The organism is Flavobacterium sp. J372 (assembly GCF_024699965.1).
In the GTDB taxonomy this organism is placed as follows: Bacteria; Bacteroidota; Bacteroidia; order Flavobacteriales; family Flavobacteriaceae; genus Flavobacterium.
This window is the reverse complement of record NZ_JAJOMZ010000006.1, coordinates 21,083-43,204: the sequence shown is the minus strand read 5'-3', so window position 1 is coordinate 43,204 and position 22,122 is coordinate 21,083. Positions and strand designations below refer to the sequence as shown.

At 41.1% G+C, this 22,122-nt stretch carries 26 protein-coding genes and 2 pseudogenes; 16 read left to right on the top strand and 12 right to left on the bottom strand.

Annotation, left to right across the window (positions count from 1 at the left end):
- Positions 1–70: 70 nt before the first annotated feature.
- The 5 genes from LRS05_RS16920 to LRS05_RS16900 all read left to right on the top strand — a co-directional run bounded on the left by LRS05_RS16920 (position 71) and on the right by LRS05_RS16900 (position 2,726).
- Positions 71–421, top strand: coding sequence for a nuclear transport factor 2 family protein (locus tag LRS05_RS16920; RefSeq protein ID WP_257868365.1), 351 nt, complete (start codon positions 71–73; stop codon positions 419–421).
- Between the two features lie 76 nt (positions 422–497).
- A complete protein-coding gene (locus LRS05_RS16915; RefSeq protein ID WP_257869347.1) occupies positions 498–920 on the top strand; it encodes a DUF6146 family protein in 423 nt (140 codons plus the stop codon).
- A gap of 60 nt (positions 921–980) precedes the next feature.
- Positions 981–1,847 carry a bestrophin family protein gene (locus tag LRS05_RS16910; protein ID WP_257868367.1) on the top strand — a complete coding sequence of 289 codons (867 nt, stop codon included), beginning with the start codon at positions 981–983 and terminating at the stop codon, positions 1,845–1,847.
- A gap of 4 nt (positions 1,848–1,851) precedes the next feature.
- Entirely contained in the window at positions 1,852–2,022 is a 171-nt protein-coding gene (locus tag LRS05_RS16905) for a hypothetical protein (protein ID WP_257868368.1), read from the top strand.
- Positions 2,023–2,300: 278 nt separating this feature from the next.
- Entirely contained in the window at positions 2,301–2,726 is a 426-nt protein-coding gene (locus LRS05_RS16900; RefSeq protein WP_257869346.1) for a hypothetical protein, read from the top strand.
- A 54-nt stretch (positions 2,727–2,780) separates the two neighbouring features.
- Here LRS05_RS16900 and LRS05_RS16895 read toward each other — a convergent pair whose 3' ends face one another.
- Both LRS05_RS16895 and rho read right to left on the bottom strand, forming a co-directional pair.
- Entirely contained in the window at positions 2,781–3,206 is a 426-nt protein-coding gene (locus LRS05_RS16895; protein ID WP_257869345.1) for a CPBP family intramembrane glutamic endopeptidase, read from the bottom strand.
- A gap of 254 nt (positions 3,207–3,460) precedes the next feature.
- Positions 3,461–5,197, bottom strand: a complete 1,737-nt coding sequence (gene rho, locus LRS05_RS16890) for a transcription termination factor Rho (protein WP_374707806.1) — start codon at positions 5,195–5,197, stop codon at positions 3,461–3,463.
- Positions 5,198–5,451: 254 nt separating this feature from the next.
- On the opposite strand from rho, the gene LRS05_RS16885 reads away from it, so the two are divergent.
- Positions 5,452–5,874, top strand: coding sequence for a DUF4293 domain-containing protein (locus tag LRS05_RS16885; protein ID WP_257868373.1), 423 nt, complete (start codon positions 5,452–5,454; stop codon positions 5,872–5,874).
- A gap of 66 nt (positions 5,875–5,940) precedes the next feature.
- Here LRS05_RS16885 and LRS05_RS16880 read toward each other — a convergent pair whose 3' ends face one another.
- Positions 5,941–6,438, bottom strand: a complete 498-nt coding sequence (locus LRS05_RS16880) for a metallophosphoesterase (protein WP_257868374.1) — start codon at positions 6,436–6,438, stop codon at positions 5,941–5,943.
- 144 nt (positions 6,439–6,582) lie between these two features.
- Here LRS05_RS16880 and LRS05_RS17795 point away from each other — a divergent pair, with 144 nt between their 5' ends.
- From LRS05_RS17795 to LRS05_RS16855, 8 genes and pseudogenes are all read left to right on the top strand, one after another.
- A complete protein-coding gene (locus LRS05_RS17795; RefSeq protein WP_374707804.1) occupies positions 6,583–6,897 on the top strand; it encodes a hypothetical protein in 315 nt (104 codons plus the stop codon).
- Positions 6,894–7,082, top strand: coding sequence for a hypothetical protein (locus tag LRS05_RS17790; protein WP_374707803.1), 189 nt, complete (start codon positions 6,894–6,896; stop codon positions 7,080–7,082). The genes LRS05_RS17795 and LRS05_RS17790 overlap by 4 nt, the downstream gene beginning before the upstream one ends.
- A gap of 35 nt (positions 7,083–7,117) precedes the next feature.
- Positions 7,118–7,324: a hypothetical protein gene (locus tag LRS05_RS17785; protein ID WP_374707802.1), complete on the top strand. Its 207-nt coding sequence runs from the start codon at positions 7,118–7,120 to the stop codon at positions 7,322–7,324.
- Between the two features lie 7 nt (positions 7,325–7,331).
- Positions 7,332–9,085: pseudogene (locus LRS05_RS16870) on the top strand (ABC transporter ATP-binding protein).
- A 191-nt stretch (positions 9,086–9,276) separates the two neighbouring features.
- A complete protein-coding gene (locus LRS05_RS16865) occupies positions 9,277–9,777 on the top strand; it encodes a hypothetical protein (RefSeq protein ID WP_257869344.1) in 501 nt (166 codons plus the stop codon).
- Between the two features lie 96 nt (positions 9,778–9,873).
- Positions 9,874–11,259 (top strand): dihydrolipoyl dehydrogenase, encoded by a 1,386-nt coding sequence (lpdA, locus tag LRS05_RS16860; RefSeq protein WP_257869313.1) that lies wholly within the window; start codon positions 9,874–9,876, stop codon positions 11,257–11,259.
- 121 nt (positions 11,260–11,380) lie between these two features.
- On the top strand, positions 11,381–11,584 hold the full coding sequence (locus LRS05_RS17780; protein ID WP_374707797.1) for an NINE protein: 204 nt from the start codon (positions 11,381–11,383) through the stop codon (positions 11,582–11,584).
- A gap of 265 nt (positions 11,585–11,849) precedes the next feature.
- A complete protein-coding gene (locus LRS05_RS16855; RefSeq protein WP_257868380.1) occupies positions 11,850–12,653 on the top strand; it encodes an AAA family ATPase in 804 nt (267 codons plus the stop codon).
- 344 nt (positions 12,654–12,997) lie between these two features.
- Here the strand turns inward: LRS05_RS16855 and LRS05_RS16850 are convergent.
- Positions 12,998–14,138: pseudogene (locus tag LRS05_RS16850) on the bottom strand (cysteine desulfurase family protein).
- A gap of 87 nt (positions 14,139–14,225) precedes the next feature.
- Between LRS05_RS16850 and LRS05_RS16845 the strand changes: the two are divergent.
- On the top strand, positions 14,226–15,200 hold the full coding sequence (locus tag LRS05_RS16845; RefSeq protein WP_257868382.1) for a hypothetical protein: 975 nt from the start codon (positions 14,226–14,228) through the stop codon (positions 15,198–15,200).
- A gap of 2 nt (positions 15,201–15,202) precedes the next feature.
- Here LRS05_RS16845 and LRS05_RS16840 read toward each other — a convergent pair whose 3' ends face one another.
- The 8 genes from LRS05_RS16840 to LRS05_RS16810 form a co-directional block, all read right to left on the bottom strand.
- The gene (locus LRS05_RS16840) at positions 15,203–15,664 is read right to left on the bottom strand and encodes a DNA mismatch repair protein MutS (RefSeq protein WP_308225080.1); all 462 of its coding nucleotides are present in this window, start codon (positions 15,662–15,664) and stop codon (positions 15,203–15,205) included.
- The gene (locus LRS05_RS17505) at positions 15,639–15,770 is read right to left on the bottom strand and encodes a hypothetical protein (protein WP_308225078.1); all 132 of its coding nucleotides are present in this window, start codon (positions 15,768–15,770) and stop codon (positions 15,639–15,641) included. Before LRS05_RS17505 ends, LRS05_RS16840 begins: the two co-directional genes overlap by 26 nt.
- A 245-nt stretch (positions 15,771–16,015) precedes the next feature.
- Positions 16,016–16,483, bottom strand: coding sequence for a DUF5362 family protein (locus LRS05_RS16835; protein ID WP_257868384.1), 468 nt, complete (start codon positions 16,481–16,483; stop codon positions 16,016–16,018).
- A gap of 35 nt (positions 16,484–16,518) precedes the next feature.
- Positions 16,519–17,763, bottom strand: a complete 1,245-nt coding sequence (gene rocD / locus LRS05_RS16830) for an ornithine--oxo-acid transaminase (RefSeq protein WP_257868385.1) — start codon at positions 17,761–17,763, stop codon at positions 16,519–16,521.
- Between the two features lie 147 nt (positions 17,764–17,910).
- Positions 17,911–18,423, bottom strand: a complete 513-nt coding sequence (locus LRS05_RS16825; RefSeq protein WP_257868386.1) for a DinB family protein — start codon at positions 18,421–18,423, stop codon at positions 17,911–17,913.
- 22 nt (positions 18,424–18,445) lie between these two features.
- A complete protein-coding gene (locus tag LRS05_RS16820) occupies positions 18,446–19,450 on the bottom strand; it encodes a YafY family protein (protein ID WP_257869343.1) in 1,005 nt (334 codons plus the stop codon).
- Positions 19,451–19,531: 81 nt separating this feature from the next.
- Positions 19,532–19,942 carry an OsmC family peroxiredoxin gene (locus tag LRS05_RS16815; protein ID WP_257868387.1) on the bottom strand — a complete coding sequence of 137 codons (411 nt, stop codon included), beginning with the start codon at positions 19,940–19,942 and terminating at the stop codon, positions 19,532–19,534.
- Positions 19,943–20,057: 115 nt separating this feature from the next.
- Positions 20,058–20,615 (bottom strand): DUF1697 domain-containing protein, encoded by a 558-nt coding sequence (locus LRS05_RS16810; RefSeq protein WP_257868388.1) that lies wholly within the window; start codon positions 20,613–20,615, stop codon positions 20,058–20,060.
- A gap of 84 nt (positions 20,616–20,699) precedes the next feature.
- Here LRS05_RS16810 and rlmD point away from each other — a divergent pair, with 84 nt between their 5' ends.
- Positions 20,700–22,118: a 23S rRNA (uracil(1939)-C(5))-methyltransferase RlmD gene (gene rlmD, locus LRS05_RS16805; RefSeq protein WP_257868389.1), complete on the top strand. Its 1,419-nt coding sequence runs from the start codon at positions 20,700–20,702 to the stop codon at positions 22,116–22,118.
- Positions 22,119–22,122 lie beyond the last annotated feature (4 nt).

The window sequence follows — 22,122 nt, the reverse complement described above, 5'->3', positions numbered from 1 at the left end:
TTTTATTAAATTATTATGAAGCGCCTATTGAGGCGCTTTTTTGTTTGTATATTAGAAATAAAAATACAATATGACGGAAAGTAATAAGCAAATACTGCAACGGGCAAATGAAGCTATTGCACGTGGTGATTATGAAGGTTTCCTGGCAGAATGTACCGAAGATACAAAATGGGAATTTTTAGGAGACCGCACATTGCAGGGTAAAGAAGCGGTAAGGCAATATATGGCAGAAGTTTACAATGAGCCACCGAAATTTAAAGTTAATCAATTAATTGCTGAAGGTAACTATGTAACTGCCATTGGCCAGATAACATTAAAAAATGAAAACGGCCAGATAGTTGACTACGATTATTGTGATGTCTGGCGATTCACGAACGGTAAAATGGCCGAGTTAAAGGCTTTTGTAATTGAAAGAAAATAGATACTGACGTTAAATTACTTAAAATGCGCCCATTGCGGCGCTTTTTGTTTTGTACTTTTATGGTAAATCTATCCGTATGAAATCATATCTTGTAACATTTGCGCTTGCCATAATATTTGTTGTAAGCTGCAACTCAACTTCAAAACTGCCTACAGGGCAAAATGGTGAAGTGGCTGCCAAACGGGGTGATACTGTACGCATAGCCAATGATGAGCTTGAATACGAAATACTTATTATAGATCCGGGTTTTGACGGATGGCTTGCCCGGGCAAAACCAAGAGGATTTTATGAACAGCATTATCTTGAAAATAAGAACATACGATGGGTGACAGAGTGGAATAACCGCTTCAACCAGAATAACCGTTTTTATGATATGCGTATAGAATACAGCCCAAATATAAATTATGGTTATGAAGTGAATTACATGCTCTACAATTACCTTGTTTACTTTCAACAGAAAACCGGGCAGAGGCTTGGCGGAAATGTCCCAGAATTTTAAGCTAACAATGATAATTGTGCTGAAATACATTATTTTTGAGGCTAATTCTTACATTACATAATGATTTCATATAATCCGAAAGAGTGGTTTTCTTTCATATTCAGGTTTCACCGCGGTGATACATTTAAAAAACTTATACCTGTAATGTTCGGAATTGGACTATATTCAGCAGGCATAGCTTATCTTGAGCTTGAGTACTGGCAGCTATCTGAAACCAGCCATGTAAAAAACATTACAATCATGCATACAATGCTGGGGTTTGTAATATCATTGCTGCTTGTTTTCCGTACAAATACAGCTTATGACCGCTGGTGGGAAGGCCGCAAAATGTGGGGCGCATTGGTAAATAACAGCCGCAATTTTGCATTAAAGCTGGCAGTAATGCTTACTGAAAGCAGTGATAAAGAGATTATGCGCAGGCTTATTCCTGCTTATGCTGAAATACTTGACAAGCATTTGAAAAACGAAGATATAAACCATGAACTTTTCGATGATGCCACACTTTCAAAAGACCATTATAGCCATAAGCCGAATCAGCTCGCTAAGAGTATTATCGGAAAAATCAATGAGTTTTATTTAGCAGGTAAAATAACAGGTGACCAGCTTATCGTACTTAATGCGGAAGTACAATCATTTACCGACATCTGTGGTGCTTGTGAACGAATTAAGAACACGCCCATACCCTACTCTTACAGTGCATTCATCAAGAAATTTATTTTCTTTTATGTGATGACGCTGCCTTTTGGGTATGTTTTCCAGTTAGGGTATTATGTAGTACCGGTAGTGGTCTTTATATTTTATGTGCTGGCAAGCCTGGAATTAATTGCCGAAGAAATTGAAGAACCATTTGGCAATGACCCTAATGACCTGCCAACGGCAAAGATTGCATCCAATATAAAAAAGAATGTAGAGGAACTTCTGTATTAAAGTTATGAAAGACAACAAAAACAACAACCCTGGCACAAGAAGCGCTGACGATAAAGTTGACAACAATGCGCACTATGATGATAAAGGTAAAATAACCCGTGATGATGAGCGTGACCGTAAAAACAGCTCTGATGACTGGAACGCTGAAGACAGCCGCACAGGCAGAAATAAATAGTGGCGTTATTTTTGCTGAGAACTTTATAAAATATCAGCGCTGTAAAGCCGTTACATATTTATGAGGAATTTTTTACTTATTTTCTTTGTTCTTTTTATGGCCCAGGTTGCATCAGCGCAGTTTGACAGCCCTATTAAAGGCACTGCTATACCAAAAGCAAAAAGAAACCTAAAAAGAAAGACCCTCCCAAGCCTGAAGCGCCGAGAGTATTCTCGATAACTCCGCCTAAAGAAAGCAGTCCTGTTTACCAGATTGGCAGCAATAAAGAGGAGTTCAGTATGATGCAGCAGGATAAATTTGTTAACCGCAGCCGCGAATACCAGGACCGTGTTACTATAAAACCGCGTGGAGAGTCTAACGAGCCATATAAGGGCAACCAGTTTTTTGGTGAGTTTAAGACAAAATCGCTATATATTAAAGTACTTGCACGTGATTTTGGCGCTGAAGATGGCGACAGGATCAAAGTACTGGTAAATGATGTAACGCAGGTTGAAAATATTACGCTGCTAAATCAGTTTCAGTCAATACAGGTAACATTGCAGCCCGGTTTCAACAAGGTAGATTTTGAGGCGCTTAATCAGGGCTACTCCGGCCCTAACACAGCAGAATTTCAGGTGTATGATGACCAGGGTAAACTACTCTCAGCCAATGAATGGAACCTGGCCACAGGATTTAAAGCTACATTTATATTTGTGAAGGAGTAAAAAATTATCTGAGCACCTAAGTCTCTTTAATAGCCAAGCAACTACGTATCAAATTTACTCAGGTATTAAATCAACTAAAAAAGGAATTACCATAAAAAATGAGAAATTCCATAACATATGGTATAATATTCCGTAGTAAAAATTGAGTCGGACTCTTAAAAAAGTTATTACCAAACCGGTAATAAACTGAGGGACTACCAATGCCGGTAATAGCAACCATGAATTTGACGAAAAAGAAAAATTAAATAAGTGGATTGCACCAAACGTAATAGCTGAGAAATAAACAAGCCATGGAAAGACAGCATTCCATTTTTTTAAGCTAATCAATTTCGGATTAATTCTGTCGTATCTAAGAAAATATCTGAATATAAATTCTTCAACAACAGGCATCACTAAGATCGCACCTATAGCCACTATTGCTTCGGTATAATCTGTGTTACGTTTAAATTCGCTTTCAGTTTCTTCTGCAACTAATACCAAAAGGGGTAAAAACGCTAAAAAATCACAGCGTTAAAAACGAACAATCTCAGCAAAAAGTATATCTTTTCTTTCGGCGTTAGCTGTATCCTGCTATCGTCTGGCTTTTTTAGAAACTTTACCAGCTCATAAATTACTTTTAACACCATACATTCATAAAATATAACACTCCGAAAACTAAGCTAAAAATCCCCTGCTATTGCAGAGGATTTTTTATTGCTAAGCAGCTTAGAACCTCAGTAGCTAAGCAGCTTCTCTTAATCATTCATCGATATAAGGAACTCCTCATTATTCCTCGTCTTTTTAAAGCGGTCGTTAATGAAGTCCATGGCTTCAACTGGGTTCATATCAGCAAGGTATTTCCTCATGATCCACATACGCTGTATTGTCTTTTCATCAAGAAGAAGGTCATCCCTCCTGGTGCTTGATGATGTAAGGTCAATAGCAGGGAAAATACGCTTGTTGGCAATCTTCCTGTCAAGCTGAAGCTCCATGTTGCCGGTACCTTTAAATTCTTCAAAGATAACCTCATCCATCTTAGAGCCGGTATCGGTAAGCGCAGTAGCAATGATACTAAGCGAGCCACCGTTCTCGATATTACGAGCCGCACCAAAGAAACGCTTAGGTTTTTGTAGCGCATTGGCATCAACACCACCGCTCAATACCTTACCCGATGCCGGCTGAACTGTGTTGTATGCACGTGCAAGACGGGTTATCGAGTCAAGAAGTATCACTACATCATGCCCGCATTCTACAAGGCGCTTGGCTTTTTCAAGCACGATGTTGGCAACCTTTACATGTCGGTCGGCAGGCTCATCAAAAGTTGAAGCAATAACCTCTCCCCTTACGCTGCGCTGCATATCGGTAACCTCTTCCGGCCGTTCATCAATTAGTAAAACGATAAGATATACTTCAGGATGGTTGGCAGCTATTGAATTTGCTATATCTTTTAGTAGCATTGTCTTACCAGTTTTAGGCTGGGCTACAATCATACCGCGCTGGCCCTTACCTATAGGCGAAAACAAGTCAATGATACGTGTTGATACAGAGCTCTGCCTGCCTGCAAGGTTAAATTTCTCTTCAGGGAAAAGCGGCGTAAGGTGTTCAAATGAAACCCTGTCGCGCACTACCTGCGGGTCATGGCCATTTATTTTAAGCACTTTTACAAGCGGGAAATATTTCTCTCCTTCTTTTGGCGGGCGTACCACACCTTTTACAGTATCACCGGTTTTAAGTCCGAAAAGGCGTATCTGTGAAGTTGAAAGATAAATATCATCAGGAGAGGCAAGATAGTTGTAATCACTTGAGCGCAGGAAGCCATAACCGTCTGGCATCATTTCCAGTACGCCTTCGCTTTCTATTATACCGTCAAACTCATAGTCTGGCTCGCGGTAATTTTGTTTTTTAGGTTGATTTTCAGCGTTGCGCTGCGGCTGGTTTTCACGTGCCGGCTGATTTTCCCTTGCAGACTGGCTGTCTTTTGCCTGGTTTGGCTGCCCTTCATTATTTAGCTTATCACGATGCTTATAGCTCGGGTGGTTAGGGTTGTTGGCATTAGCACGCTCAATCATAGCCTGCCTTTCCTCTTCCGTCAGTACACGTTTCTTTGGCCTGTTATCGTTATTATCAGCTTTTTGCTCTTGCCTGTTGTCACGATTTTTTTTGCTCTCAGGCAGTACTTTGTTTTCGTGCGGCTCTTCGTTTTGCGCTTGTTCAGCTACAGGAACAACATTTTCAGCCTCAGCCGGTTTTTTGATGATAATCCTTTCCTTTTTTGGCGTACGCTCTGTATTTTTAATTTCTGCAGGCGCTTCAGGAGCAATCACTTCAGTCGCAGGAGCATCTTTACTTATCCTTGCACGCTTAGGCTTATCGGCAACAACTTTTTCTTCTGCTTTTTCTTTTAGCGGTACAACCTTATCAGGGTTTGCAGCCTGGTGGTCAAGTATCTGGTAAACCAGTTCTTCTTTTTTTAAACCCCTGTACTTACTGATATTGGCTTTCTTGGCAATTTCCCTGAAGTTCAGGCAGCTTCATTTCTTTTAATTCAGAAATTTCGAACATGTATAATTAAATGGTTAAATTAAGGGTAATTTCAAAATGTGTGGGGAAGTAATTTTTTTGAAAAGGCAATGCTTCGCAGAATGAAGCACTTATGATTTTGTATGGCAATATTACGAATTAATTTTTACTATCCAATAGCAATTATAAAAAAGAAAACATATTTTTGTACAGCAAAACAGCAGGTATGATACAAAGAATACAGAGCGTTTACATGTTTGCGGCACTTATTGCCTCGGGTGTATTGCCTTTTGTATTTCCATTATGGGTAACCAAAAGCGGCATGGAGTACTACTTTATGCTCAACCTTGCGTTTGTAGTTTTGTTCAGCTTCAGCACCACGTTGTGCATCATCAGCATCTTTACTTATAAAAAGAGGCAAAAGCAGTTTGTAATGAACCGGCTGAACATATTGCTTAACTTGATTTTACTAGGCTTATTTATATACCAGTCACTAAATTTATCCGGAGAGACCGATCCTGAAAAGGTGGTTTCAGAGAAGGGTATTGGGATGTTTCTTCCTATCATTTCTATCGTTTTCCTCAGCCTTGCCAACAGGGCTGTAAAAAAGGACGAAGATCTCGTAAAATCTGTTGACAGGCTTAGATAACTCTATTAACTTAGTTTTATTAGTGCGTAAAGAATCCGGAACCTGCCAGTTCCGGATTTTTTTATTTTAACCCCTTTTCCCCAGCTCTATCACTTCAAGGTTTTGCACTTTGCCTTTCTCTACTTCAAATCGCAGCATAGTACGCACCTGGTGAAATCCTGATATGCCTGCCGCGCCGGGATTCATGTGCAGCAGATTCAGCTTCTGGTCAAACTGCACTTTGAGTATATGTGAGTGTCCGCAGATAAACAGCCCCGGCGGGTTTGCTGTAATCTCGCTGCGTATAGCGGGACTGTACTTGCCCGGGTAGCCGCCAATGTGGGTAATCCATACATCAAGACCTTCACAATCAAAACGGTTATGCAACGGGAACTCAAGCCTTGCTTCACCATTATCTATATTCCCGTAAACTGCCCTTAATGGCTTCTCTTTTTTGATGGCATCGGTAACTTTCAGGTCACCGATATCACCTGCATGCCAAACCTCATCAGCCAGCTTTACATATTTTAATATAGTACCATCCATGTAACTGTGGGTATCGCTAAGCAGAAGGATTTTTTTCATTTTCTTGGTTAAAGAGTAGCAAAGTTACATAGTTACAAAGTCATTTACACCACTTTTTTAAAAACTGAAACTTTATTTCTCTGAAGCTTTGCAACTTTAACTTTGCGACTTATTGAGTATCTTTGCAGTGCAACAAACACAGCCTTGAGATACTTCATAGAATTTGCTTATAACGGGAAAAATTACTGCGGATGGCAATACCAGCCTCATAGCCCGTCGGTACAGGAAACACTGAACAAAGCCCTATCTACCCTACTTCGGACGCAGATTGAAGTAGTTGGGGCGGGCCGTACCGATACAGGTGTTCATGCCCGCCAGATGTTTGCACATTTTGATTATGGTGAGGTTATAGACTCTGATTCGCTGACGCAAAAACTGAACTCTTTTTGCCGAAGGATATCGTCGTGTACCGGTTTATCCCGTTACATGATGATGCCCATGCAAGGTTTGATGCTGTGAGCCGTACATATGAGTACCACATACATACTTTTAAAGATGCTTTTGACCACGAGGGCAGCTGGTATTTCTTTCATAAGCTGGATGTTGATGCCATGAACGAAGCCGCTAAAATACTTTTTGAATATAGTGATTTCCAGTGTTTTTCTAAAACACATACCGATGTAAAACGTACATTTGCGACATAAAAAAAGCGTACTGGGCACAGAATGGCAGCAAGCTGGTGTTTACAATAACTGCCGACCGTTTCCTGCGGAATATGGTGCGCGCAATTGTAGGGACATTGGTAAACATCGGGCTGGGAAAAACATCTGTTGAAGACCTGAGAAAAATCATCGAAAGCGGAGACCGCAGCAATGCCGGCGCATCGGTCCCTGCACATGGGTTATATCTTACCAAAGTTGAATACCCTTACATTAAAAGCCGTTAGATTAATAATGAAAGCCAAAACATCATCATCATTAAAAAAAGTAATGCACTATGCTGCCCCTTACCGCTCGCGGTTTGCCTGGGTTATAGTATTTGCCATCACACTCTCTATATTCGCTGCTGTACGTCCTTATTTACTTAAGCAAACAGTTGACAGCTATATTGTACAAAAAGACAGTACAGGACTGTTATTTTACATTATGCTCATGGCCGGGGTGCTTCTGCTTGAAGTGGCTTCGCAATACTATTTTACATATTGGGCCAATTGGCTCGGGCAGGATATCGTGAAAGATATCCGTGAAAAACTGTTTCGCCACATCGGCGCTTTCCGTATGAAGTTTTATGACAATGAGCCTGTGGGTAAGCTGGTTACGCGTACTGTTTTCGATATTGAGTCGATAGCACGCATCTTCAGCCAGGGATTGTTTATGATCATCAGCGATTTGTTAAAAATGGTGGTTATCCTCGGTGTCATGTTCTACATGAACTGGAAGCTTACCATCATCGTGTTGCTTGCCATGCCGATATTGGTTTATGCCACACGCATCTTCCAGAAGAAAATGAAAGGTGCTTTTGAGGAAGTCCGTACACAGGTAGCCAACCTAAATACCTTTGTGCAAGAGCGGGTTACAGGGATGAAGATTGTGCAGCTTTTTAACCGTGAAGATATTGAGTACGAAAAATTTAAGCAGATAAATAAAAAGCATAATGATGCCTGGCTGAAGAATATTCTTTACAACTCTATCTTCTTCCCTATTGCTGATATCATCTCGTCGCTAACCCTTGGTTTCGTAATATGGTACGGGGGTATTAGTATCATCAACGGCGATAACATTACCACACCAGGTGACCTGTTTGCCTATACCATGTTCATCCCGATGCTGTTTAACCCACTGCGCCAGATTGCAGATAAGTTCAATGAATTGCAGATGGGTATCATCGCATCTGACCGTGTGTTTGAATTGTTGGAATCTGAAGGCCAGGTACAGAAAAACGGGACAATTGAGGCAACCCACTTTAAAGGTAACCTTGAGTTTAAAGATATTCGCTTCAGCTATATTGACGGTGAGGAAGTAATCAAAGGGATTAACCTTGCTGTACCTGCCGGGCAAACCGTGGCCATCGTAGGCTCAACCGGTGCGGGTAAATCTACCATCATTAACCTGCTGAACCGTTTCTACGAGATCAACAGCGGAACTATTACTATCGATGGGACCAACATAGACGATTTTACCCTCGACAGCCTTAGAAAGCAAATAGGCATTGTGTTACAGGATGTATTCCTTTTGCCGATACCATCCTCAACAATATCACCCTTTATGACCCCAACATAACCCGCGAACAGGTGGTTGCCGCGGCGAGGGCTATTGGTGTACATGACTTCATTAACAGCCTGCCGGGCGGTTATGAGTACAATGTAAAAGAACGCGGCGTGATGCTGTCGTCAGGCCAAAGGCAGCTTATAGCGTTCCTTAGGGCTTACGTGAGTAATCCGAGTATATTGATTCTGGATGAGGCGACATCTTCTGTTGATACCTACAGCGAAGAACTGATCCGCAACGCCACGGAGAAAATCACCCAGGGGCGGACTTCAATCGTCATAGCCCACAGGCTTGCAACGGTAGTAAACGCTGATAAGATAATCGTAATGGACAAAGGCCGGATTGTTGAAGAAGGCCGCCATTATGAGCTTATCAACCGTGAGCAGGGCTATTACAAGAATTTGTATTATTCACAATTTGCGGTGGAAAGTGAAGGATAATCATCAAAAGTATAATTCATGGACAACCAGATCAAATCACTGCAAAATCAGATTCGACAACTTCGCCTTGCTTTATTAAGCCTGTCGGGAATATTAATTATTGCCATGTTAGCATCCTTTACATTTGAAAAAATGATATTATACGAACGAAAGGAATAATCATAGAAGACGTAAATGGCAAGCCTTTTATAATGATGGGCAACCCAATACCAACGCATAAGCTTCGCGACAGGAAAGATACAATGGCAGGCCTTGTGTTTCTGGACGAAAAAGGCACTGACCGACTTTATATGGGAAAAGACGGAAAATTACAAATGGGCGGAAAACTTGAGGACCGAAATTCTGCAGGATGGTCTTATATCATTAATGACACTACAGGAGATGAAAGGGGTGGTTTTGGTTTCGCAGATGATGAAGACCGCATTGGCTTAGGGCTTGATTATGGCGGAAAGGACGGTGGCGAGGCAATTTATCTATATGCTTCAAACGATATAGCGTACCTGCTTATGAATACTAATACTAATGACAGGGTAAGGCAGCGCGCAGTTTTATGGCATGAAACTAAAAATGATCTGACACAAATAAAAATAGGTGATAAAACAACTGATGAAAGGCTTGTATTGCGTACGGTAGGAGAAAAAGCTGTTATTTCTTATAAAGCTGACGGTAAAAACAAGAACATCCTGGAATAGTGAGGTGAAACTATCAAATTCACTTTTAACATTTTACCATAATCAAATAAATACCTATTTTCGTACGCATAAATTAAACCTGCAAATTACATTACCATGAAATACGATATTATAGTTTTAGGCAGCGGCCCCGGCGGATATGTTACAGCCATTAGGGCTTCACAGTTAGGCTTTAAAACAGCAGTTATAGAGAAAGAAAGCCTTGGCGGAATCTGCCTTAACTGGGGATGTATCCCTACCAAAGCGCTACTTAAAAGTGCACAGGTTTTTGATTACCTGAAGCATGCAAGTGATTACGGACTTACCGTTAAAGAATTTGACAAAGACTTTGGCGCCGTGATACAACGCAGCCGCGGCGTAGCTGACGGCATGAGCAAGGGTATACAGTTCCTTATGAAGAAAAACAAGATCGACGTTATCGAAGGCTTTGGCAAAGTGATGCCTGGTAAAAAAGTAAGCGTTGAGAAAGACGGCAAGAAAGAAGAATATTCAGCTGACCATATCATCATTGCGACAGGCGCACGCTCACGCGAATTGCCTAACCTGCCGCAGGATGGTAAAAAAGTAATTGGTTACCGCCAGGCAATGACGCTTCCTGAGCAGCCAAAATCAATGATAGTTGTTGGTTCAGGAGCTATTGGTGTTGAGTTTGCACATTTCTACAATTCAATGGGCACGCAGGTTACTATTGTTGAATTTATGCCAAACATCGTTCCGGTTGAAGATGAAGACATTTCAAAACAATTTGAGCGTTCGCTTAAAAAATCGGGCATAAACATTATGACCAATGCATCTGTTGAGAAGGTTGATACATCAGGCAACGGCGTGAAAGCTACCGTAAAGACAGCAAAAGGTGAAGAAATCCTTGAGGCTGATATATTGCTTTCTGCAGTAGGCATTAAGTCGAACATCGAGAACATAGGCCTTGAAGAAGTTGGCATCGCGACAGATAAAGATAAAGTTCTTGTAAATAAATATTACCAGACAAACATACCGGGTTACTACGCTATTGGCGACATCGTTCCGGGCCAGGCGCTTGCACACGTAGCTTCTGCTGAAGGTATTCTTTGTGTGGAGAAGATTGCCGGGCTGCACGTAGAGCCGCTTGATTATGGCAACATACCTGGCTGTACCTATGCAACACCAGAAATCGCTTCTGTCGGCCTTACAGAGAAACAAGCTAAAGAAAAAGGCTATGAGCTGAAGATTGGTAAATTCCCATTCACAGCTTCAGGTAAGGCAAAAGCTGCAGGAACACCAGATGGTTTCGTAAAGGTTATCTTTGACGCCAAGTACGGTGAGTGGCTTGGCTGCCATATGATTGGCGCCGGCGTAACCGATATGATTGCCGAAGCTGTTGTGGCGCGCAAGCTTGAAACTACAGGACATGAGATAATCAAGTCGGTTCACCCTCACCCTACCATGAGTGAAGCTATCATGGAAGCCGCTGCGGCTGCTTATGACGAGGTGATACATATATAGATTTAATATCTAAGATTTCAGAATTAAATCCGTTCTCATTGAGGGCGGATTTTTTTATGCAGTACTTAGAAAATAATTTGGTACTCTTTTCTAAATGCCTATTTTTGGAAAAACTTAACGTATGGCTCCAGCAAAATCAATTCAGCCCGCTGCAACAAAGCGTAACAAATATATAGCCTCGCTGCTGGCGTTAACCGTCGGAATTTTTGGGATACATCAATTTTACCTCGGCAACAAGAAAGTTGGGAAAGAATTTCTGTTCACTTGTATTTTCATAATCCCTATAATTCTTGCTTTTTTCAGGGTATTGGGTTATTATTCATGAGTCAGCAAAAGTTTGATGAAAAAATACAATATGAAACATTGTATTGACTGCGATGAAGATTTGGGAATCATGTCAACTGAGACATACTGCTCAGACTGTGCACCGTCTTCTTCATCAGAAAAATTGTCTTTCAGATCAGATGATAGTGATAGTGAGATTTATATCGATTCAAAAGGAAATTTAGTGAGCCGGACCGACATAAAAGAAAAACCAAAAATCGCTTAAAGTTTCACCAGCATCAACCAAAGAAACCCTTGATGACATTATGAAGGAGATGGATGAGCTTGTAGGCCTTGAAGGCGTGAAAGAAGAGATCAGTACACTTGTAAATTTCATAAAGGTTCAGAAACAAAGGGAAAAAGCAGGCCTGCAGTCTTCAACGTTATCTTACCATATGGTGTTTACAGGTAATCCGGGAACAGGTAAAACAACTGTAGCAAGAATAATTTCAAGAATATACAAGCAATTGGGAATATTAGACGGCGGGCATCTTACCGAAACAGACCGTTCTGGGCTTATTGCGGAATATGAAGGGCAAACCGCTGTAAAAGTGAATGATGTGGTTGATGCCGCTCTTGACGGTATTCTCTTTATTGATGAGGCTTATGCATTGAATCTTGGCCATAATGAAACTTACGGTAAAGAAGCAGTAGCAACGATTATTAAAAGAATGGAGGATGACCGCGAGAAACTTGTTGTGATACTTGCCGGCTACACTGGCGAGATGAAAACATTTATTGAAACAAATCCCGGATTTGAATCTAGGATAAACCGCTATATAAATTTCCCTGATTACAAACCTGAAGACTTAGTTGAAATTTTTAAACGTCAGTGTGCGAAAGCCGATTATACACTGACATCTGATGCAGAAAACAAAGTTAAGGACGTTTTTGCGGCAGCTTATGCAGAGCGTGACCAATCATTTGGTAATGCCCGTTTTGCACGAAATGTGTTTGAAAATGCAATGGAACTTCAGTCAAACAGGCTGGCATCAGGCAGGAACCTCTCTAAAAGCGAACTTTGCACTCTTATACCCGAAGATATTGAGGCACCAATGAGCCTGGCATAATCACGAAAAAGTATAAACAAATCTTAGCAGGATGTTATATTGCATCCTGCTTTTTTATTTTAACCATAACTTTATTAAAAAATGAAGCTATGGCGACAAAGACAAAAAACAAAAAGAAAAAAGGCAGCACCAAAAAAAATAAACTTGGTGTAAAAAATTCATTAGTCAACAATATCAACGCGAGGAAAAAGAAAAACAAATCACGTTCAAAAAGAAGTCTACCGTTTCTAAGAAGTCTTATAAGAACCTGAAAAACAATTGGGGCAAGCGCAAAACAAAAAAGAAAAGCAACAAGACGAAATCACGCAACAGGAAAACACGCAGCACTAAATCGCGTAAGAAAGCTAAATAGTTTTCAGGGCCTCAATCAGCAGGTCGATATCTTCTTTAGTATTATAATGACTAAAGGAAATCCGCAATGAAGGTTTTTTAAGGTCATCATCACAAAGTATTTCCTGTAATACATGAGACGGTTTTATGCTGCCCGACTGGCAAGCACTGCCACGGCTTACGGCTACACCTTTCATATCAAGCTGGAAGAGTATCATTGAGGTCTTTTCTTCCGGCAAAGGCAGCATGACATTGGCTATGTTATAAAACAACATCTCATGCCCCACTCCCTTGTCAGTGCCGTTTACTTTATATCCGGGGAAATGGTTATCCAGCTGCTCAAAAAGATAACCTTTAAGATTACTGATATGCTGTCTCTCAATGTCCAAATTAATGTAAGATAGCTCCAAAGCTTTGGCCATCCCCGCAATTTGGTGTACAGCTTCTGTACCGGCACGCAGGCCTTTTTCCTGCTCACCGCCTGCAATTATTGGCTGTATTCCTAAACCTTTCCTGATAAATGCAAAGCCAACACCTTTTGGCCCGTGAAATTTATGTGCACTGGCAGCAGCAAAATCTACCGGCAAGTCTTTAAAACTTATTTTTTCTTTGCCAAAAGTTTGAACCGTATCGGTATGAAACAGCGCATTATATTGCCTGCATAAATTACCAACAGCTTGTAGGTCTAAAACAACGCCAGTTTCATTATTTATATGCATCAAGCTCACCAGCGTAGGAATATTATCTGAAAGTAACGCTTCAAGATGTGAAAGTTCCGGTTGGCCTTTACTATCAAGCCTAACCATATTGACCTGCGTGCTGAATTCTCCAGCAACAAGTGCCACAGTATTTAGCACGGCATGGTGTTCAGCACGGCTCGTGATAATTCGTTTTACGCCAAGATTTCGTACCGCACTTTGTATTACCCAACTGTCGGCTTCAGTCCCGCCTGATGTAAAGATTATCTCTCCTGCATCTGCACCTACCAATGCGGCAATCTTCTTACGTGAAGCCTCCACAATTGTTTTAGCGCTCCTGCCAAAACTGTGTAGATGACGGATTACCATATGCAGATGCCATTACTTCGGTCATTTCTGCAATCACTTCAGGCCGTAATGCAGTTGTTGATGCATTATCAAGATAAACTCTTTTCATGCTGCAAAATTACTGAAAAGAATTTACGTTATATATCGGTAAACAATGCGCTTAAAAACATTATTTTTGCTGAAAACAAAATTGAAAATGAAAAAGATATTTGGGCTTTTTGCCATGCTGTTTCTGCTTACAGGCTGTGATGATGGCGATATAACTTTTAAATCATTCAACTTTACAAATGCTACGGCACAGGCATGTACAAACAGCGGCATCATATATAAAGTTCAGGGTAGCGAAGCGCTATTACTTCAGTTAGCTCCTAACACGCTTATAAATGCTGAAAATAAAAATGAAGTAGGTGATGATATTCCGAGAATGATTACCCTTGGAGGCTCAAACACACTAGTCTATCGCACCTACAACGGCCCAGTGAGCTCTACAAGCATTTGCAGCGCTGTGCCACCCGCAAACCCAGCTGTAGTAGAAGAATATAGTGCACAGGCAGGTGGAATGCTTAGCATTATTACCAAAGCAGTTCGCAACAGTCAAAATGTACTCACAGGTTATAATCATGTCATCACAATCATTAATGCTACATTTAGCCGCGAAGAAGAATCAATCATTATTACTGATAATGTTTTTGGATCGTTTATAAGCCCTGTAACATACAGGTTTAGTTTTAAAGATGAGGCATCAACCGTTAGCCTTCAAAACTGCGATGGAAATCTTATCCCTGCCGGAAATGCCTTTATAGTTAATGGCGATGAGGCATTATTTTTCGACATTGAACCAGCGACATATCCGACCACTGACGGTGGAATAGCAGTTGTAAATTTTGGAATAGCAGGCGAGACACAGGAAATAATTTTTAATGAATATAGCGGCACCGCAGTGGCTACGTTATTTTGTGATGCTGTACCGCCTATAACACCGGTAGTTACAAAACAGTGGGAAGCAATAGCCGGCGAACTTAGAATTCAGACTAGTATAGTTGCAGGGGTGAGAGAGCACATATTTTTTCTCGATAATGTAACTTTCATGAATAGGGCTCAAAATGCAGAGCAGTTCACTATAAGTGCGACTGGCGGCTACAGGGTAGGAAAACTCACGGTTGCGAATTAGAATTACCTTTTAGGATTTTGTTTTATGTAGACCTGTAGTGCACCAAGGCCGTATTTTTGGTAATCAGCTTCGCTTACTATAATATTGTCATATCTGCCGAATAAGAATTCAAGTTCGGCTTTCAGCACACCTTCGCCAACGCCGTGTATAAAAACAACTTTGGGTATGCGGTTGGCAATGGCAAAGTCAAGCTGGCGCCTGGCTGTTTCAGACTGTAATGTAAGGATTTCATAATTGCTCATACCGCCTTTTTTCTTCACAAGCTTTTCAATATGAAGGTCAATCTCAAGGGTAATATCATCCTTACGGGATTTCTTCTCTCTTGTAAAACTGCGTTTTTTGGGTTCTTCTTTTTCCCGAAGCACAGCACCTAAACTCTTACCTTTAAACAAAGAACCTAAATCATTATCATTGTTTATTTTAATAAGTTCTGAAGCATCAAATTGAAGAAGAAAAACCTTCACTAGTTTCAAGCGTTACCTTTCCATTGCTGCACGACTTTACTACCCCGCTGAAAGAATCGTCAAGCACTGCCGCTTTATCCCCTATCTTAAACTTCTGTGTCGTCATTACGGTTGTTTTTACTTGGCACTTTGTTCATGAGCCTCATTATTCCCAACATAAATATAACTATACCACCAACCATTATGTATTTGTTGGGGTTTGTTTTGGATTGTTCATAGAGTGCCAGAAATGCACAGGCAAAGGGAATAACTGTCAGAAGAAAATTTTTCATATTTCAAAAATACTACAATTCAAAACCATAAAAAAATCCCGGGCGCAAACCCGGGATTTATATTGATAGAAATCAGAAATTACATATTTGCGCTTACATTGCTTGCAAAAAACACGGCCATAGCAATTATACCAACAATGTAACTCGCAATAACAATTATCATTACAATTCCTAAAAATTTGTAGTGCGACTTAAGATTTTCAAAGGCATCAGTAAGACTGTCGCTGTTGTTAGAGTTAAGAGCTTTTTTGGTGTTCGAAGCAAACTTAAAAAGGTAAAGCACCGGGAAAAAATACAGCAAAGCCAGGATAAAATAAATCCCGCCTAAAAGGGCCGGTGTAATGAATGACGACGCACCCAATCCGCCGCTCTCACTTAAGGCTCCGCCGGCTGCAAATACAAACAGTCCTGCCAGCACCATGAAAGCAATGCCAATAAAACCAATAATTGCTAAAAACATAGCCCACTTTGCGGCCGTCTTAAGGTAATCGCGTGCAGCTGCAGATACCTGTAATTCAAAAGAATCAAATGGTGAATTGTACTCCATAATTGGTTGGTTTGGTTATTAATAATTTGGGTTGATTATTTTTCAAATTCGGTAAGCGTCTCTGTAATGATACGTACACAGTCAAGAAGCTGCTCTTCATTCATTACCAACGGCGGTGCGAAACGGATAATATTACCATGCGTTGGTTTTGCCAACAAACCTTTTTCGCTCATAGCCATGCAAATATCCCAGGCTGTTGAGCTGTCTTCCGTGTCATTAATCACTATAGCGTTTAAAAGTCCTTTACCGCGTACCAGTTTTACTATATTGCTGTGGTTGCAGTACTGACTAAGTTTATCTCGGAACAAGCGCCCAAGCTTCTCTGCGTTCTCGGCAAGATTTTCTTTTTCAACAACTTCAAGTGCAGCAATGGCGACTGCTGCTGCTACAGGGTTACCCCCGAAAGTTGATCCGTGCTGGCCTGGCTTGATTACATTCATAATTTCGTCATTTGCCAGTACGGCCGACACAGGGTATGCTCCGCCCGACAATGCCTTGCCCAGTATCAGGATATCCGGCTGTACATCTTCATGGTTAACAGCCAATAGTTTACCTGTGCGTGCAATACCGGTTTGTACTTCATCAGCTATAAATAACACATTATGATTTTCGCATAGCTGTTTTGCTTTTGCAAGGTAACCTTCAGAAGGTACGTAAACACCGGCCTCGCCCTGTATAGGTTCTACAAGGAATCCTGCGATGTTTTCCTCAGATTTCAACACATTTTCAAGCGCATCAAGGTCATCATACGCAATTTTGATAAATCCGGCAGTATATGGCCCGAAGTTTTTTCTTGCGTTTTCATCATTGCTGAACGATATGATTGTGGTTGTACGCCCATGGAAATTATTTTCGCAAACAATGATTTTCGCTTCCTGTTCAGCAATGCCTTTACGTTCATAAGCCCATTTACGGCAAATCTTTATTGCGGTTTCAACGGCTTCAGCTCCGGTATTCATTGGCAGCACTTTGTCAAACCCAAAATATTTGGTGATATATTCTTCATAAACCCCAAGCTGGTCATTGTAAAATGCACGGGATGTAAGCGTAAGCTTTTGGGCCTGTGCAATCATTGCATTAATGATTTTAGGATGGCAATGCCCTTGGTTTACTGCAGAATATGCCGATAAAAAATCGTAATATTTTTTCCCTTCAGCATCCCATACATATACTCCTTCACCCCTGCTTAGCACCACCGGCAGCGGATGGTAATTATGTGCACCGTACTTGTCTTCTAACGCAATTGCATCTTTTGAACCCAATGTTTCTAAAACCGACATTCTAAAATAATTTTTATTCTTTGTATTAGCAATTCCTGCTTTTGGAGAGAAATCATCCGTATATGGTGCAAATTAATAAAAATTAAATTAAGCATTGTTTATTTTATATTAAATGCAATAAAAACCCCAACTAATGGGGTTTGCAAATCAAAAGGCAATATCATCGGCACTTGGGCCGTAACTGCCGGGAATAGGCACATCAAGCAGCCTGAGGTAAACTCCGAGCTGTGCCCTGTGGTGTATCGTTTGTGATATTGACATACGTATCACCTCATATTTAGTCTCCCTGCTATGGATGATGTCTCCGCTACGCAGTACCCATTCTTTACTAAGAAATTCTTCATCGGCAGTTTCAAGCGCTGCTTTTCCTTCTGCCAGGCAAGTTTCAAAAAAGTCAAGCAATTCACCCGTGCTGGCAACCTGCCTATGTTCGTATGGATTGTTTTCAAAATCAAGTCCATCTGTAGTCATCGTCATGGCAACCCAACCAGGAAGTTCTGCAAGGTGTACTGCAAGCCTCATTAGGCTCATGCTTTTCGGGTGCGGCTGCCAGTCAAACTTTTCTGCAGGAACGCGCGCCAGCATTTTACGGGTTGTTTTGGCTTCCTGCTCCAGTTCATTTAGCAATAATGCAACAATTTCAAAATTGGTAGTTTCCATAATATCAGTAGTTTATTTGTTATTATGGAACAAAGTTGCAACCGCGTAGTGACAACCCTATGTCAGCAGTTTTTGAAAGTGCATTTTTTTGCAGCATTTTTTCCAGAAGTTCTGCAACACGAATTTTAAGTGACTCAGGTTCAACTATTTCTCCATAATCAGCAAACATCATAAAATAGCGTGCAAGCCCGTCTTCAATGTGTTGGGATAAAAATGTCATCTCAACATAATCACCATCAATTCTTTCAGATACAAAACCGTGTCGGTGGCGACTTTCCTGCATGTATAAAGCCACTTTTTTTTCAAGGCGTATTACTGCTTTCTGCATGGAAAGTGTTGATTTTTGTTTACTTTGGAGGTCATAATATGCTGACAGTGAAGTATCCTGGCTATGCGAAATTGAAGTTAACTGCACGCTCACAATCCTGTCGGCGCGGAACTGCCGGTATTCATTGCGAAGATGGCACCACGCAACAGTATACCAGTTTTCATATTCATGGAAAATCCCAATAGGCTCAACTAGCCGCTGACTGTCTTTTTCATTTCCAAACGCACGATATATAAGCTTTACAGCCCTTTTTTCAGCAATACCTTTAAGCAGAACATCCAAAACATTTACAGGAGGAGAATTATCACGCCTTTTGTTGTTAACGATTATATTGCTATCGAGATTTTCAAGCAGGTCTTTTTCTGTTCCGCGCAACACGGCTTTTATTTTAAACATAGCAGATGTGTAATGCTCTCCCAGCGTTTCATCTGTAAATTTTTCCATGAGCTTTTCTGCTGTAAGGAATGCCATTGCCTCTTCACGGGTAAACATTACAGGGGGCAGCCTGTAACCATCTACTAATGAATATCCTATACCTGCTTCGCCATACAGCGGAACTCCGGCTTCTTCAAGCGTACGTATGTCGCGATACACCGTCCGCAAGCTTATATCAAATCTCTCAGCCAAATCCTGAGCTTTTACAACTCGCTTGGATTGTAACTGGATAAGTATAGCGGTAATGCGGTCAAAGCGGTTCATTATTTTAAGAAAATTGATTCTCAAATATAAAATAAAATCCCGACGGAAAGCCGGGATTTTATTTTTGCAATGTATCAAAAATTAAGCAAGTGTAGCGCTTGAAGATATCTCGGTATTTAATAACCTGGATATAGGGCAATTTTTTTCTGCTTTAGTTACAAGCTCCTGGAATTCAGAATCTTCAATCCTTTCAACTTTTGCTGTAAGGGTAAGATGAGAGCTCACAACCGAGCCATCCTTAAAATCAACATCACATTTAGTAGAAATTTCACCAACTTCATAGCCGGCCTCATTGATATATGCCGTAAGCTGCATGGTGAAACATCCTGCGTGTGCAGCAGCGATAAGTTCCTCAGGATTAGTGCCTACGCCCGATTCAAAACGTGTTTTAAACGAATATTGGGTATTATCAAGTACACCGCTTTGTGTTGATATTTTACCTGCGCCTTCTTTCAGAGAGCCGTTCCAAACGGCTGTAGCGTTTCTTTTCATGATATAATGTTGATTAAGTTTTGCGGCAAAACTGCCAAGGATAAAGTTACCGAATTATGAAACCCGCAAGAAGGCAAGTGATAACAATTAACAAAATATTAATACGTTGTTTCGTTCAGGAATTTACCCTCAAAAGGTCAAGCAGTTTTAGTGTGACATTCCAGTTTCGGGTTGTCGCTTTCACCTTAAGTTTATTTTCAATAAGATTATTTGACAATTTAGATTCAGATGCTTTTGATTCCAATTTAAAATACAGCACATCTTCATATAATGAAATCAAATCATCGCCAATCGGGGCCTGCATCAGTTTTTCAATATTTTCTGCTGTCGGAATTTCGGACAAAAACGTTACATACAGCTTTTTGCTCCCCTGCCCTTCCGGTTCGCGGCCATCGGTGTAAGGCATATTGTCAATAGCTTTTTCAACTTGCTGTGAATCAAGAACAAAAACCGTTACATCAAAGCCGTATTCAGCTAATATCATCTTTTCAATTTGAGAAGCAACTTCTTGTTTTGATGATGATTTAGCTTTGAATATCACATTTCCGCTTTGTATATAGGTCTTTACATCAGTAAATCCTGCCGCTTCAAAAAGTGTACGCAGGGCCTCCATTTTAATTATCTTCTTTCCGCTCACGTTGATGCCGCGAAGCAAGGCCAGGTATGTATTCATAGCGAAATTGATTGGAATACGAAGGTACAAAAGCCACTTTAAATTAATTCAGTGAAATTCACTGCAAAGCCTTATTTTTGCCGCATGGGAAGAAAAAGGACAGACAAGATTATTTTTGAAAATATACGTGTGCTTGATGCCGGCGCCAAGGGCGTATCGGTAGCCAAGGCGCCGGACGGTAAAGTGATATTTATACCAAACGTAGTGCCGGGTGATGTTATTGATGTGCAGACATTTAAAAAGCGTAAGGCATATTACGAAGGAAAAGCCGTCCACTTCCATCAATACAGCGAAGACAGGATTGAGCCGCGTTGCCCACATTTCGGTTCGTGCGGTGGCTGCAAATGGCAGAACATGGACTATAAAAAGCAGCTGTTTTATAAAAATCAGGAAGTGTACAACAACCTGAAGCGCATTGGCAAGATTGACCTGCCCGAATTTGAGCCTATTGCCGGGCCGGAAGAGCAATTCTTCTACCGTAATAAAATGGAGTTCTCCTTCAGCAATGCCCGCTGGATGACCGAAGCTGAAATACAAAGCGGTGTTGAGTATGAAAACCGCAACGCGTTGGGCTTCCATATCCCGAAGATGTGGGATAAAATTCTTGACATTACAGATTGCTACCTGCAGGAAGACCCAAGCAACGCCATACGTAACGAGATACGCGATTTTGCCAACGCCAATAACCTGGCGTTCTTCAATCCGCGTGAACATTCGGGGTTATTGCGTACACTGATGATACGTACCGCTTCAACGGGCGAGATCATGGTGCTTATTCAATTCTTTGAAGATGATAAGGCGGCGCGTGAGTTGGTGCTTGACCATCTGATTGCGAAATTCCCGCAGATAACATCGCTGCAATACGTTATCAACAGCAAGGCAAACGATACGCTGTATGACCAGGACGTGATTCTGTATAAAGGCCGTGACTATATTCTCGAGGAAATGGAAGGCCTGAAGTTCAGTATAAATGCCAAATCATTCTACCAAACCAACTCAGCCCAGGCATATGAGCTGTACAAAATAACCCGCGAGTTTGCAGGACTCACCGGTAAAGAACTGGTATATGATCTTTATACCGGCACAGGCACTATTGCACAATTTGTTTCAAAAATGGCCGGGAAAGTAATTGGTGTAGAGGCTGTGCCTGAAGCCATTGCCGACGCTAAAGTAAACGCAGAGCGCAATAATATAACTAACTGCGAGTTTTTTGTGGGAGACATGAAGGTTGTGTTTAATGACGAATTCATTTCGACACACGGCCACCCAGATGTTATCATTACCGACCCGCCGCGTGATGGTATGCATAAAGATGTGGTTGACCAGATACTGAAGATTGCGCCACAAAAAGTGGTTTATGTAAGCTGTAATTCAGCTACACAGGCACGGGACCTTGCCCTCATGGATGCTGATTATGAAGTTACCCGCGTGCGCCCTGTGGATATGTTCCCGCAGACGCACCATGTGGAAAATGTTGTACTTTTGGAAAAAAGAAAGAAATAACCGC